The organism is Actinomycetospora chlora (assembly GCF_039542135.1).
GTDB classification, from domain to species: domain Bacteria; phylum Actinomycetota; class Actinomycetes; order Mycobacteriales; family Pseudonocardiaceae; genus Actinomycetospora; species Actinomycetospora chlora.
This window is the reverse complement of sequence record NZ_BAABHO010000030.1, coordinates 19,311-31,950: the sequence shown is the minus strand read 5'-3', so window position 1 is coordinate 31,950 and position 12,640 is coordinate 19,311. Positions and strand designations below refer to the sequence as shown.

13 protein-coding genes are annotated in these 12,640 nt (G+C 75.8%); 4 read left to right on the top strand and 9 right to left on the bottom strand.

All coding sequences use genetic code 11. The annotated features are described in order from the left end of the window. Position 1: 1 nt before the first annotated feature. The 7 genes from ABD994_RS18480 to ABD994_RS18450 form a co-directional block, all read right to left on the bottom strand. Positions 2-823 (bottom strand): LLM class F420-dependent oxidoreductase, encoded by an 822-nt coding sequence (locus ABD994_RS18480; protein WP_345418145.1) that lies wholly within the window; start codon positions 821-823, stop codon positions 2-4. Positions 824-883: 60 nt separating this feature from the next. Then, positions 884-1,315 (bottom strand): DUF6069 family protein, encoded by a 432-nt coding sequence (locus ABD994_RS18475; protein WP_345418138.1) that lies wholly within the window; start codon positions 1,313-1,315, stop codon positions 884-886. A gap of 98 nt (positions 1,316-1,413) precedes the next feature. Next, positions 1,414-2,055, bottom strand: coding sequence for a DNA-3-methyladenine glycosylase family protein (locus ABD994_RS18470; protein WP_345418132.1), 642 nt, complete (start codon positions 2,053-2,055; stop codon positions 1,414-1,416). Beyond that, the gene (locus tag ABD994_RS18465; protein ID WP_345418129.1) at positions 2,052-3,014 is read right to left on the bottom strand and encodes a molybdopterin-dependent oxidoreductase; all 963 of its coding nucleotides are present in this window, start codon (positions 3,012-3,014) and stop codon (positions 2,052-2,054) included. The genes ABD994_RS18470 and ABD994_RS18465 overlap by 4 nt, the downstream gene beginning before the upstream one ends. Beyond that, on the bottom strand, positions 3,011-3,646 hold the full coding sequence (locus ABD994_RS18460) for a response regulator transcription factor (protein ID WP_345418126.1): 636 nt from the start codon (positions 3,644-3,646) through the stop codon (positions 3,011-3,013). The genes ABD994_RS18465 and ABD994_RS18460 overlap by 4 nt, the downstream gene beginning before the upstream one ends. Beyond that, the gene (locus ABD994_RS18455) at positions 3,622-4,752 is read right to left on the bottom strand and encodes a GAF domain-containing sensor histidine kinase (protein WP_345418122.1); all 1,131 of its coding nucleotides are present in this window, start codon (positions 4,750-4,752) and stop codon (positions 3,622-3,624) included. Before ABD994_RS18455 ends, ABD994_RS18460 begins: the two co-directional genes overlap by 25 nt. Next, positions 4,749-6,263, bottom strand: coding sequence for a class I adenylate-forming enzyme family protein (locus tag ABD994_RS18450; RefSeq protein ID WP_345418118.1), 1,515 nt, complete (start codon positions 6,261-6,263; stop codon positions 4,749-4,751). Before ABD994_RS18450 ends, ABD994_RS18455 begins: the two co-directional genes overlap by 4 nt. Positions 6,264-6,348: 85 nt before the next feature. Between ABD994_RS18450 and ABD994_RS18445 the strand changes: the two genes are divergently transcribed. The 3 genes from ABD994_RS18445 to ABD994_RS18435 all read left to right on the top strand — a co-directional run bounded on the left by ABD994_RS18445 (position 6,349) and on the right by ABD994_RS18435 (position 8,861). After that, positions 6,349-7,803: a linalool dehydratase/isomerase domain-containing protein gene (locus ABD994_RS18445; RefSeq protein ID WP_345418115.1), complete on the top strand. Its 1,455-nt coding sequence runs from the start codon at positions 6,349-6,351 to the stop codon at positions 7,801-7,803. Further along, entirely contained in the window at positions 7,800-8,303 is a 504-nt protein-coding gene (locus ABD994_RS18440) for an SCO family protein (RefSeq protein WP_345418112.1), read from the top strand. Before ABD994_RS18445 ends, ABD994_RS18440 begins: the two co-directional genes overlap by 4 nt. Before the next feature lie 195 nt (positions 8,304-8,498). Then, positions 8,499-8,861, top strand: coding sequence for a hypothetical protein (locus ABD994_RS18435; protein ID WP_345418109.1), 363 nt, complete (start codon positions 8,499-8,501; stop codon positions 8,859-8,861). 6 nt (positions 8,862-8,867) lie between these two features. Here ABD994_RS18435 and ABD994_RS18430 read toward each other — a convergent pair whose 3' ends face one another. Continuing rightward, positions 8,868-9,806: a cytochrome c oxidase assembly protein gene (locus ABD994_RS18430; protein ID WP_345418106.1), complete on the bottom strand. Its 939-nt coding sequence runs from the start codon at positions 9,804-9,806 to the stop codon at positions 8,868-8,870. A 43-nt stretch (positions 9,807-9,849) separates the two neighbouring features. After that, positions 9,850-10,446 carry a hypothetical protein gene (locus ABD994_RS18425; RefSeq protein WP_345418103.1) on the bottom strand — a complete coding sequence of 199 codons (597 nt, stop codon included), beginning with the start codon at positions 10,444-10,446 and terminating at the stop codon, positions 9,850-9,852. A gap of 112 nt (positions 10,447-10,558) precedes the next feature. On the opposite strand from ABD994_RS18425, the gene ABD994_RS18420 reads away from it, so the two are divergent. Further along, a complete protein-coding gene (locus tag ABD994_RS18420) occupies positions 10,559-12,610 on the top strand; it encodes a transglycosylase domain-containing protein (protein ID WP_345418101.1) in 2,052 nt (683 codons plus the stop codon). Positions 12,611-12,640: the final 30 nt, after the last annotated feature.

Sequence of the window (12,640 nt, the reverse complement as noted above, 5' to 3'; positions counted from 1 at the left end):
CTCAGCGGATCCAGCGCTCGGCGATCGCGTCCAGCCGGGTGAGCACGTCGCGCTCCCCGCCCGGGTCCACCCAGAACGCGACGCGGTCGACGCCGACGTTGGCGAACCCGGCGGGGTCGAACGTGTCGGGGTCGGCGCCGAAGGCGGTGAACGGGACGTCCGGCCGGCCCTGCTCGCCCAGCCACGAGCGGACCCGGCGGTAGGTCTCGAGGTCGAAGGTGTCGGGCATCCACGCGTCGCCGTGGTCGCGCAGGCGGCGCAGGGCGGCCTCGCTCTCGCCGCCGACGTAGATCGGCGGGTGCGGCGACTGCACCGGCTTGGGCCAGAGGTACGCCGGGTCGAAGTCGACGTACTCGCCGTGGAACTCGGCCTCGTCCTGCGTCCAGAGCCGGACCATCGCGGCCAGCTTCTCGTCGAGGATCCGCCCGCGGCGACGCGGGTCGATGCCGTGGTCGGCGGCCTCCTCGCGGTTCCACCCGGCGCCGACGCCGAACAGCGCACGCCCGCCGGAGACGAGGTCGAGGCTCGCGACCTGCTTGGCCGTGTGGAACACGTCCCGCTCGGCGGGCAGCGCCACCCCGGTGGCGAGCCGGAGCCGGGAGGTGGTCGCGGCCACCACCGCGAGCGTCACGAACACGTCGACGGTGCGGTGGAAGTGCCGCGGCAGGTCGCCCCCGGTGGGGGCGGGGCTCTCGCGGCGCACGGGGATGTGGGAGTGCTCGGGCACGAACAGGGAGTCGAAGCCCCGCTCCTCGAGCGCCGGTCCCAGGGCCGCCGGGGCGATGGTCTCGTCGGTGACGAACAGCACGACTCCGTACTCCACGGCGTGATGATCGCGGGTCGGTCGGTGGTGCGCCACCGTTCTCCTCCGACGGCGTCCGGCTCAGGCCGCGAGCCGGCGCGCGATCGTCGGGATGACGATCACCGCGGCGACGACGTGGGTGAGCATCAGCAGCGCGGCGGTCGTCGCGGCGGCGTCGGCGAGCACGTCGGGGACCAGCGACAGCACGGTCAGCGCGACCGTCGTGCGGACGAACGTCGTGCGCGGGCGGCGCGCCACGCGGCGCATCACCAGCGCCATGACCAGGCCGACGACGGAGAAGACGACGGTGAGGACGGCGAACCCGGGGACCGGGATCGGCGCGCCGGCGACGTCGAGGCTGATCCCGGCGGCCCGGCCGCCGGCGGCGACGGCCGAGGTCGCGATGCCGGCGCCGGCCGCGGCGAGCAGGCCGTACCCGATCAGCGGGAGGACCCGGGTGCCGGTCGCGGTCGCGGTGGTGGTGGGGGCGGGGGTGGCGGTGGTGACGGACATGGTGACCTCCGGGGTGCGGGACCGGCCCGATGCCGGTCTCTCACCCCTGCGTCGAACGGCGCCGGGCCGGATCGACACGGCCCCCGAACTTTTTTTCCTCAGCCGATGCCGGGTCCCGGGGCCTGCCCGAGGACGGCCCAGCAGTACCAGGCCGCCACGGTGCGGACCGGCCGGAACGCCTCGCCCAGGACGTCGAGCTCGCGGGCGCTCGGCACGGCGGTGCCCCACCCGGCGGCGTAGCCCTTGCGGATCGCGAGGTCGCCCGTCGGCCACACGTCGAGGCGCAGCAGCTGGAACAGCAGGAACATCTCGGCGGTCCAGCGCCCGATGCCGCGCACGGCGGTCAGCGCGGCGACCACGGTCGCGTCGTCCTGCGCGGCCAGCACCGCGCGGTCGAGGGCCAGCGCGCCCTCGTCGACCCGCGCGGCCAGGTCCCGCAACGACGCGATCTTGGCCTGGGACATGCCGACCCGCCGCAGCTCGTCGTCGGGCAGCGCCCGCAGGCCGGGTGCCGTGACCTCGCCGCCGAGTGCCGCGAGCAGGCGCCCGTGGATCGCCTCCGCGGAGCGGGTCGAGAGCTGCTGGTGGGTGATCGACCGCGCGAGGAACGCGAACGCCGTCTGCGACGGCGCGGTGAACGTCGGGAGCCCGTAGCGCTCGGCCAGCCGCGCGATCGTCGCGTCGCGGGCGGCGAGCCCGGTCGCCGCGGCGCGGTGGGGCTCCGACAGCAGCGTGGTCACCGGACGCTCACCGACACGGCGTGCACGGCGTTGCGGGCGCCGCCGTCGGGCTGGACCCGCCCGGCGGCGTCGGTGGCCCGGGCCGCGAGGACGTGCTCGCCGGGCGGGAGGTCGACGGCCAGCGCGAAGCGCTGCCACGTGCGGTGCTCCCCGCGGGGCTCCAGGTCGGCGCGCCCCCACGCCCCGTCCACCCCGACCGCCACCGCCGCGACGGGCTCCGCGCCCCACGCCCAGCCGGTGACGGTGACGGCCGTCCCGACGGCGGCGCCCTCGAGCGGGGCCGTGACGACGCTGGTGACGTCGAGGTCGCGGACCGGCTGCGGGCCGTCCGCGCCGGGCACCGGCCGCTGGTAGAGGCGGGTGGTGAACAGGTGCTCGGGGCGCCGGTCGGCGACGGTGAGCGCGGTCAGCCACTTGACGTTGTTGGTGCCGAACCAGCCGGGCACCACGAGCCGCGCCGGCCCGCCGTGCTCGTCGTCCAACGGCGCCCCGTTCAGCCCGAACGCCACGATCGCCCGCTCGCGCGCGACAGCCAGCGGGACGTCCTTGCGGTACTCGGTGCAGGCGACGCCCGCGAACTCCCCGGCGTCGGCGCCGGTGGCCCACAGCGACGGGCCGGGTCCCGCGCCGGCCGCGTCGAGCAGCGCCGCGACCGGGACGCCGTGCCACACGACGTTCGCCGCCCGGCGCACGAGCTCGCCGGGCACCAGGGGGTTGCCGAAGCACTCCAGCACGGCCGGCACGTCGACGCCGGGCAGCGCGCGCAGGTCCGCCAGGTCCAGGTCCAGGGGCGTCGCGACGTCGCCGTCGACCCGCAGCCGCCAGGTCCCGGGGTCGACGTGGGCGATCCCGAAGTGACCGATGACGTAGACGTCCTGCACCGCGGTGACGCGCGCGGCCAGCCGCTCCGGGCCCGGGATCCACTTCGTCGTGGTGGCCGGGTCCATCCGCGCGGTCACAGCAGGCCGTGGGCCCGGGCGTTGGTGATCACCTGGGCGCGGTTGCGGGCGTCGAGCTTGCGCATGACGTTGTGGAGGTAGGTCTTCACGGTGTTCGGCGAGAGCCGCAGGCGCTCGCCGATCTCGCCGTTCGTGTGCCCGGACGCGACGAGGCGCAGGACGTCGTACTCGCGCGGGGTGACCGGGGCGCCGGACGCGTCGGGGCCCGCGCCGGGGTGGACGCCGGGGTAGGCGCCGGTGCGCGCGACCTGCCGGATCGCCTCGCCGAGCTCGCGCCCCGACGCGTCCTTGACCAGCAGCCCGACCGCGCCGGCGGCGAGGGTCGGTGCCACCGCCGAGTGCTCGGGGAAGGCGGTGAACAGCAGCACGCGGCTCGACGGGCAGGCCGCGCGCAGGCGGGGCACGACGTCGGCCGCGTGGGCGTCGGGCAGGCGCAGGTCGAGCAGCACGACGTCCGGGCGCTCCCGGGCGCAGGCCGCCACCGCGTCGGCGGCGTCGGCGGCGTGCCCGGCGACCTCGATGTCGCTGTGCCGGCCGAGCGCGGAGACGACGCCGTCGCGGACCACGGGGTGGTCGTCGACGACCAGCACCCGGACCGCGCCCGCCCTCAGCACGGCAGCTCGAGCCGCCACGCCGCGCCACCCTGCGGGTCGGCGGCGACCGTGAGCCCGCCGCCGAGCCGGCGCACCGCGTCGCCGGTGGTGGCGAGCCCGACGCCGGGCCGGTGGTCGGGCGCGAGCCCGGCGCCGTCGTCGGTGACGGCCACGACCAGCCCGTCGCCGGGCCGGGCGGCCACGCTGACGACGACCGCCGACGCGCCGGCGTGCTTCTCGACGTTGAGCAGCGCCTCGCGCACGGCGGCGAGGACCACCTCGGTGCGCGACGGCGGCAGCGCGGGCGGGTCGTCGAGCACCACGAGCTCGGCGGGCACGCCGGTGCGGTCGCCGAACGCCGCGCAGTCGGCGCGCAGGGCGACCGCCAGCGCCAGCGCCGCGGGTGAGGCCCGCAGGGTCCGCAGCGAGTCGCGCAGCGCGGCCGACGCCTCGCTCGCCTGCGCCTGCAACCGGCCGAGCCGCGCGGCGAGCTCCGGGTCGGCGCCGAGGGCGTCGCTCAGCCCCGCCACCCCGGAGCCGATCGCGAACAGCAGGGCGCCGACGCTGTCGTGCAGCTCGGCGGCGAGCCGGCTGCGCTCCTCGTGCACCGCGACCTCGCGGGCGAGCCGCGCGCGCTCGGCCACGGCGACGGCCAGCGCCACCTCGTCGGCGACCGCCTCCGCGTGCTGCGTCGCCCGCCCGCCGAACGTGCCGTCGGCGCGGGCGCCGACGGCGAGCACCCCGAGCAGGCGGTCGTCGCGCCGGACCGGGACGGCGAGCAGGCGCCGCACGCCCTCGGCGTCGATGACCCGGTCGAAGGTGTGGGTGATCTCGGCGGAGCCCAGGTAGTCGTCGACCCAGGCCGGGGTCCCGCTCCCGTGGACCTTGCCGGTGAGACCGAGTCCGCGGGACACCGCCAGGCCGCGGAGCAGCCCCGTCCGGTCGCCGGTGACGTGGGCGAGCGTCAGCTCCGGGGCCGCGTCGCCGGGCGGCTCGGCGAGCCACGCCACGTCGCCCTCGGTCGCGAGCAGGTCCAGGGCCGCACGGACCGCGGCGCGGCGGTCGAGCAGGCCGACGAGCTCGGCGTGCTCCCGCGCGATCCCCTCCACCCGGTCATCCAACGCCCGCGTCCGCGCTGCTGTCACGGGGTGAACTGCTTGATGAGCTCGCGGCGCATGATCTTGCCGGTGGACGTGGCCGGCAGGGCGTCGACGAACCGCACCAGCCGGGGCCGCTTGTAGGGCGCGAGGTGCTCGCCCGCGTAGGCCACCAGCTCGTCCTCCGTCGGGTCGGTGCCCGCCACCGGCACGACGTAGGCGCAGGCCAGCTCGCCCTTCACGGCGTCCGGCACCGGCCCCGCCGCCACCATCGCGACCTTCGGGTGCGCGGCGAGCACCCGCTCGACCTCGGCCGGGTAGACGTTGTAGCCACCCGTGATGATCATGTCCTTGAGCCGGTCGACGACGAAGACGTGCCCGGTCGCGTCCATCGTCGCGACGTCGCCGGTGTGCAGCCAGCCGTCGGGCTCGATCGTCGCGGCCGTCGCCTCGGGGTTGCCGTGGTAGCCCGACATGACGATGGGGCCGCGCACCATCAGCTCCCCCGGCTCCCCCACCGGCGCGTCGCGGGTGACGTCGTCGAGGTCGGCGATCCGCAGCTGGACACCCGGCAGCGCGACGCCGATCGAGCCCGGCACCGGCGGCGCGTGGCGCGCGTGCGTCGTGCCCAGCCCCGCGACCTCGGTCATCCCCCAGAGCTCGATCAGCGGGGCGCCGGAGCGCTCCTCCCAGCGCCGGATCGTCGAGACCGGGATCGTCTGCCCGCCGACCGTGCAGCGCGTCAGCGACGACAGGTCCGCGCCGGCGAGGTCGGGGTGGGCCAGCAGCATCGCGTACATCGCGGGCACGCCCTCGAACAGCGTCGCCCGGTGCTCGCCGATGAGCCGCAGCGCCGCGCCCGCGTCGAAGCGCTCCATGAGCACCACGGTGCCGCCGGCCAGGAACGTCCCGTTGATCACCACGTTGCCGTAGACGTGGGGCGCCGGCAGGGCGGTGACGACGACGTCGTCCTCGCGGCGGCCGTGCATCGTCGCGGTGAGCGCGCAGTTGAGCAGCACCGCGCGGTGGCTCTGCACCGCGCCCTTGGGGTGGCCGGTGGTGCCCGAGGTGTAGCCGATGGTCGAGGGGGCGTCGGGGTCGGCGGTGATCTCCGGCACGGGGCCGTCGGCGCCCAGGAGCTCGTCGAAGGAGACCGCTCCCTCGACATCGCCGAACGCGACGACCGTGATCGGCTCGGGCAGGTCCCGGGTCAGCTCCAGCACCGTCGGGGCCTGCTCGGCGCTGGTGAACACCGCCGCCGCGCCGCAGTCGCGCAGCACGAACGCCAGCTCCTCCGGGGTGAGCATGACGTTCACCGGGTTGACGACCGCGCCCGCCTTGAGCGCGCCGTGGTAGGCGACGACCCACTCCCAGCGGTTCTGCGCGTAGAGCGACACCGGGCGTCCCGGCTCGACCCCGCGGGCGGCGAGGCCGGCCGCCACCCGGTCGCTGCGGCCGTCGAGCTCGGCGAAGGACAGCGTGCGCGTCGCCGTCACCAGGGCGGGCCGCTCGCCGAAGCGGGCACCGACCGTGCGCAGGATGTCGCCGGGACCGTTCATGCGGACAGCACAACGTGGCCTCACCGGGGGCGGCACACCCGAACGGGTGTGGTGCGCGTCGCGCGGCTGCGTAGCGTCGAGACGCATGACGGCGCTGCTCGACGAGGCCCAGCTCGGCCACCTGAAGCACTGGGACGACCTGTCCCGGCGGCTGCCCCACGACTGGTCGCTGATGCAGGGCAAGGGCGCGGGCGAGGACGACTTCGGCAGCTACCGCTTCCAGCTGGCCTACATGGTCTACGGGCTGGCCCTGACCCACCGCCACCGCCTGCCGGCGGCGCCCGGGCTGTTCCGGCCGACGATCCAGCGGCTGATCGAGAAGCTGCTCATGCCCGACGTCTGGCTCTACTGGCGCGACGTCTCCCGCGGCGGCATGGTCATGAACGCGCACCTCTCGGACGGCTACCACGAGGAGTGGGACCCGGTGGTGCGCGACAACATCATGTACTCGGCGTACGTGCAGTCGTGCGCGCTCCTGCACGACCACCTCTTCGCCGACGACCGCTACGCGCAGCCGGGCGCGCTCACCTTCGAGCACTGGTCGTTCTTCTGGGGCGGCGAGCCCAAGCGGTTCGCCTACGACCGCGACTCGCTGAACGACCACATCTACTGGCAGATGGTCGAGAACGGCTACCTCGGCGTGGCGTGCGAGCCCAACTGCGTGTTCCAGATCTGCAACCAGCCCGCGATCATCGGCTTCCGGCTCCACGACGCGATCACCGGCGGCGACCGCGCGGACGAGGTGGTGGCCGGCTACGAGAAGGCCTGGGCGGACTTCGGCCGGCTCGACGACACCGGCCACTACAACCAGATGGTGCTCGAGGACTCGAAGGTCGTCCGCCCGAACGCCCTGCAGGCGCCGTGGGTGGACGCCTGGTGCGGCGCGCTGATGAACACCTGGAACCGCGACTTCGTCCGCGAGCACTACCCCCGCCAGGTCGCGGACTTCCTCGAACACGGCCCCGCCGGGACCATCGCCGTGCGGTCGACGCCGGCGATGGAGGTCATGGGCCAGACGGTCGTCAACGACACCTGCGACCTCGGCTGGGTCGCCGCCTGGGCCTCGGAGATGGGCGACCGCGCCACCCTCGACGGCATCCTCGCCCACGCCGACCGCTTCATGGCGCCCACCTGGAACGGCGGCGCCCTGTACTACCCGCGCAACGACACGAAGAACGACGCCGACGGGAACCGCACCGAGATCGAGCCGATGACCGGCAACGTCCTGCTCGGCTACGCCCGGCTCAACGTGCCCGACGGGCTGCACGAGCTCTACCAGCGCCCCTGGGGCCCCGAGCACCACGCGCAGCCGGCGCTCACCGAGGTCGGGCGCGACGTCGAGGTCAGCCGCGCCGAGGTCGTCGACGGCGTCCTGCACGCCCGGCTGCGGCGCACCGGCGACGACGCCGCCGTCGTGGTCGGGCGCGTCCCGGACGGAGCGCGGCTGCGGATCGACGGGCAGGAGGTGCCGACCACCGCGGGGGACGTCCGCCTGGACGTCCCCGCGGGCCCGGCCCACGACGTCGAGCTGGTGCCGTGACCGCCCCCGCCGACGTCGCCTTCGACCTCGTCGACCACCACGGACGGGCCGTCGACGCCGGCTCCTACCGCGGCGAGTGGCTGCTCGTGCAGTTCGGGTTCACGTCCTGCCGGGTGGTCTGTCCACGGACGTTGACGAAGCTGAGCGCGGCGCTCGCGGAGATCGACCCCTCCGCACCTCTCCGCCCGCTCTACGTCAGCGTCGACCCCGAGCGGGACACGCCGGAGGTGATGCGGGCGTTCCTGGAGGCGAACTACCCCCGCTTCACCGGCCTGACCGGCACCCCGGAGCAGGTGGAGGCGGCGAAGCGGGCGTTCCGCGTCTTCGCCCGGCGCCGCCCCGACCCCGACGACCCGGACGGCTACGCCGTGCCCCACACCGCGATCACCTACCTCGTCGGCCCGGACGGCCGCCTCGCGCACCACTGGCCCGACACCGCCGACGCGGCCACCGTCGCCGCCGGCCTGGCCGAGCGCGTCGGTCACCTGACGATCGGCTGACGGAACGCGGGGCGGGCCGCGGCCCCGGCCACGGTCGGCGGCGTCGTCGCCGTGCGGGACGTGGCTCCGGACGTGGGAGCCCGCCCGACCGTCAGGTGACCGCAAGGTCGTGCACCTTCCGTGCGGGCATCCCGTGGCGTTGGCTGTCGGGCGCCCGGCACGGCGCGCGGGCGCGATCGGAGGTGGGCCCGGCCCGTGGGTGAGTTCGACGCCATCGACATCTCGTCGGTCGTCTGTCCGGAGACGGGCGTGACGGCGCGCGAGGCCGCCGTCAGCGCGGTCATCGCCCGCGACCACCTCGGGGCCGAGGCGGTCGCCACCCCGCTCGCGCCCACCCGGACCCGGCGCCTCGCGATGATCGAGGACATCCGGGTCCTCACCGGGGTACTCGTGCTGGACCTCGACACCGCCGCGCCGCCGGCCGGCCCGTACGACGCGGCGCTGCGCGCCCGGCTCGTGCACCGGGCGACGCTGCGGTCCGACGCCTTCGCCCTGTGCGCCGCGCTCGCCCTCGACGAGCTCGACGAGGACATGCGCCGCGGGCGCCGGGACGGCTGACCGCCCTCAGCGCCCGCCCTGGTGCAGGCGCGCCAGCATGCGGTTGTAGGCGGCGAGCGCGTCCTCGTCCCGGTCCACGTCGCCGTCCACGTCCCCGTCGCGGTCCGGCGCGAGACCCAGCGCGCTGCGGCGTGCGGACTCGAGCCACGGCCCGAGCTCCGGCCCCTGGCCGGCCGCGCGGACCCACCACCGGGCCAGCACCACGATCAGCAGCATCATCAGCGCGTCACCGCCGGCCCACATGATCGCGCCGCCCACCCGCACGTCGGCCAGCTCGTAGGCGGGGAACGGCGTGCGCGGCGCCAGCAGCAGCACGACGCCCACCAGCGTGTCGACGCCCATCGCGAGCATCATCAGCGCGAACCGGCCGAGGAACGACGGCCGCGACGGCGTCGCGTCGGCCCCGAGGGCGGTGGCGAAGAACAGCAGACCCGCGCCGAGGTAGAGCACCTGTTCGAGGTGGTGCAACGCCGGGCTGCCCGCCATCGCCTGCATGAACGTCGTGAGGTGGGTCAGCACCACCACCAGCGTGTAGACGACGAACACGGTCGCGGGGTGGAACACGGCGCGACCGATGCGCCCGGCGAGGGAGTCGACGAGGACACGCACCCGCGGCGATCCCACCCGGCGGGCGAGCTCGAGCGGCCCGCCCGCGACCCAGAGCGCCGGGACGACCATGATCAGCATCAGGTGCATGATCATGTGGACGCCGAACGAGTCGTGGCCGTACACGGCCACGCCCGAGTCGAACGTCACGACGAGGCCGGCGAGCGCCGCACCGAAGGCCGCCGTGCGCCCGAGCGGCCACGGCTCACCCGCCCGCGCGGCCCGACGGACCCCGGCCGCGTACGCGAGCGCCGCGACGAGCACCAGGACATCGACCACCCACGACGGCCGCCACGTCGTCAGCAGCACGCCCCACCCGGGCCAGCCCATCGGTGTCATCCCCCGACGATGACACCGACACGGGGCCGCTGCTCTCCGTGGCTCATCCGGCCCCACCGCCGGCGCCGACCCCGACACCGAGCGCGCGGCAGGAGGGCACCGTCGCCGCCGGCCCGGCCAGCGACGGGGGCAGCGCCAGGTCGGGCAGGACCACGGTCGGCCCGGCGAGCACCAACCGGTTGCGGACGTTGGTCAGCGTCTGGGCCAGGGTCGCGTCGGCGACGGCCGGCACGGCGTCGAGCTCCTCACGCAGTCCCGCCATCGACGCCGACCGTTCGCGCAGCAGGCGCACGACGGGCTCGGTGACCTGCTGGCCGTCGTCCACCGGCGCCGGACCGGCCCGGTCGACGCCGTCGGCGGCGGCGTCGAACGCGGCGATGCGCTGGTCGAGGTAGGCCAGCATCTGTTCGCGGGCCGCGGGCAGGTCGTCCGGACGGGCCTCGGGCACCGGCCCCGCGGCGCGCACGGCCGGTGTCACCGCCGTGCACACCTGCGCCAGCCACGTCTCGGGCGTGGGGTTGCCGGACGGTGTTCCGGGCCCCATCGGGCGGGGCTGCGGCGGGGCGGCCTCGGCCCCGTAGGAGCACCCGGCCAGGACACCGACGAGGAGCACGACCAGCGGCAGCAAGAGACGACGCACACCGGATCCGTACCCGCTTCCCCGCGTGGTCGGTGGCGGCCCACCGGTGTCGTCAGACGATCGTCAGCCCCGCAGGGCGGTCTCCGGCCCGCGCCTGTGATGACGTGGACGGGTGGGCAGACGCGGCGGCGAGGAGGACGCGGACGATCACGACGAGGCCCCGGAGGACCGTGTTCTCCTGCTGCTGCGCGGGGCCGCGGCGGTGGCCGTCGCCGGCCTGCTGGTCGCCGGTCTGCTGGCCCCGGTGGCGATCGGGGCCGGGACGGTGGTGGCGCGTGCCTCGAGCAACGTCGCCGTCACGGCTGCCGACGTCGTCGACCGGGACCCCGCGGCAGCGTCGGTGATCACCGATACCACCGGAGCGCCGATGGCAGTGATCTACCGCCGCTACCGCCTCCCGGTCGGGCCCCGCGGGATCGCCGCCCCGATGAGGGCGGCGATCGTCGCGATCGAGGACCGGCGCTTCTGCGAGCACGGTGGCGTCGACGCCCGGGGCCTCGCCCGTGCCGTAGGGACCAACGCGGTCGCCGGCACGCCGTTCGAGGGTCAGGGCGGCTCGACGATCACCATGCAACTGGTCAAGAACCAGCGCCTCTACACGCTCGCCGACGGTGAGCAGGAGCGCCGCGCCGCGACGGCCGACACCCTCGGGCGCAAGGCGACAGAGGCGCGCCTCGCGCACCGGGTGGAGCAGCGGCTCGACAAGGACGAGATCCTCACCCGCTACCTCGACCTCGTCTACTTCGGCCGCGGCGCCTACGGGGTCGAGGCCGCGGCCCGTACCTGGTTCCGCACGGGGGCCGCCGACCTGACGGTCCCGCAGGCGGCGCTGCTGGCCGGGATGGTGCGCGCGCCCGGGACCTACGACCCCGTCGACCACCCGCGGGCGGCGAGGGACCGGCGCGGCCAGGTCCTCGCCGCCATGGTCGACACCGGGGCGCTCACCCCCGCCCGCGCGGCGGCCGCCGCCGCCGCCCCGCTCGGGGTGGTGCCGGACCCGTCGCTCCCGGTCGAGGGCTGCGCCGGGGCGCGCCCGGGTACCGGCTTCTTCTGCCGCGAGGTCGTCGACCGGCTCGCCGCCGCCGGACTCGACCTCGCCACCGGCGGCTACACGGTGCGGACCACGCTCGACCCCGAGGTGACCGCTGCGGCCCGGGCGGCGACGCGGGACGCCGTCGGCCCCGACTCCGACGTGGCGAACGTGACCGCGGTGGTGGCACCGGACCGCGGGCGCCGCCCGGTGCTCGCGCTGGCGGCGAACCGCACCTACGGCGTGGACGGCGACGCCGGCCAGAGCGCGCTGCCCCTGACCACCGCTCCCCTGCGGGGCGCCGGTTCCGTCTACAAGATCTTCACTGCGGCCGCGGCCCTCGAGGAGGGCCTGGTCTCGCCGGGCAGCGATCTGGACGTGCCCGAGCAGTACAGCTCGGAGCTCGCCGCCGGCTACACGGTCGAGAACCTCGGCAGCTACCCCGACGAGTTGACCCTGCGGGAGGCCCTGGCGACCTCGCCGAACACCGCCTTCGTCGAGCTCGTGGACCGGATCGGGTCGACGGCGCCGATCGTCGACGTCGCCCGCCGGCTCGGCCTGCGCACCACCCTGGCCGCGCCCGGTCGGCACGGGCGCCCGCTCGCCGAGCGGATCGGGGCGGCCCAGGCGTCCTTCACCCTCGGCCCCGACCCGACGAGTCCCCTCGACCTGGCGAACGTGGCCGCGACCGTCGTCGCCGACGGCACGTGGTGCCCACCCACCCTCCTCGGCGAGGTGGCCGACCGCCACGGCCGCCCGGTGACCCCGCCGGGTGCGCCGTGCGAGCAGGCCCTCGCCCCGGACGTCGCCGAGGAGCTGCGCTCGGCGCTCTCGGAGGACATCGAGGACGGCACCGCCGCCGGCGCGGCCGACGACGCCGGCTGGGAGCGCTCGATGATCGCCAAGACCGGGACCACCCAGCGGTCGGCGTCGGCGGCCTTCCTCGGGGCCACCGAACGCTACGCCGGAGCGGTCATGACGTTCGCCACCGCGGGCGCCGAGCCGGTCTGCACCGATCCCGTCCGGACCTGCTCCGACGGCGACCTCACCGGCGGCTCCGTCCCGGCCGACACGTGGTTCGACCTGATGACGCCGTTGCACGGCGGCGACGAGGGCCGGAGCGAGGAGGACTGAGCCCAGGACCCGAACGGGCACAGGCCGCTC

Coding starts and splice junctions, on each gene's coding strand:
- ABD994_RS18430 (WP_345418106.1), bottom strand. CDS start 9,806: ATGACACCGATGGGCTGGCCCGGGTGGGGCGTGCTGCTGACGACGTGG.
- ABD994_RS18445 (WP_345418115.1), top strand. CDS start 6,349: ATGACGGCGCTGCTCGACGAGGCCCAGCTCGGCCACCTGAAGCACTGG.
- ABD994_RS18450 (WP_345418118.1), bottom strand. CDS start 6,263: ATGAACGGTCCCGGCGACATCCTGCGCACGGTCGGTGCCCGCTTCGGC.
- ABD994_RS18475 (WP_345418138.1), bottom strand. CDS start 1,315: ATGTCCGTCACCACCGCCACCCCCGCCCCCACCACCACCGCGACCGCG.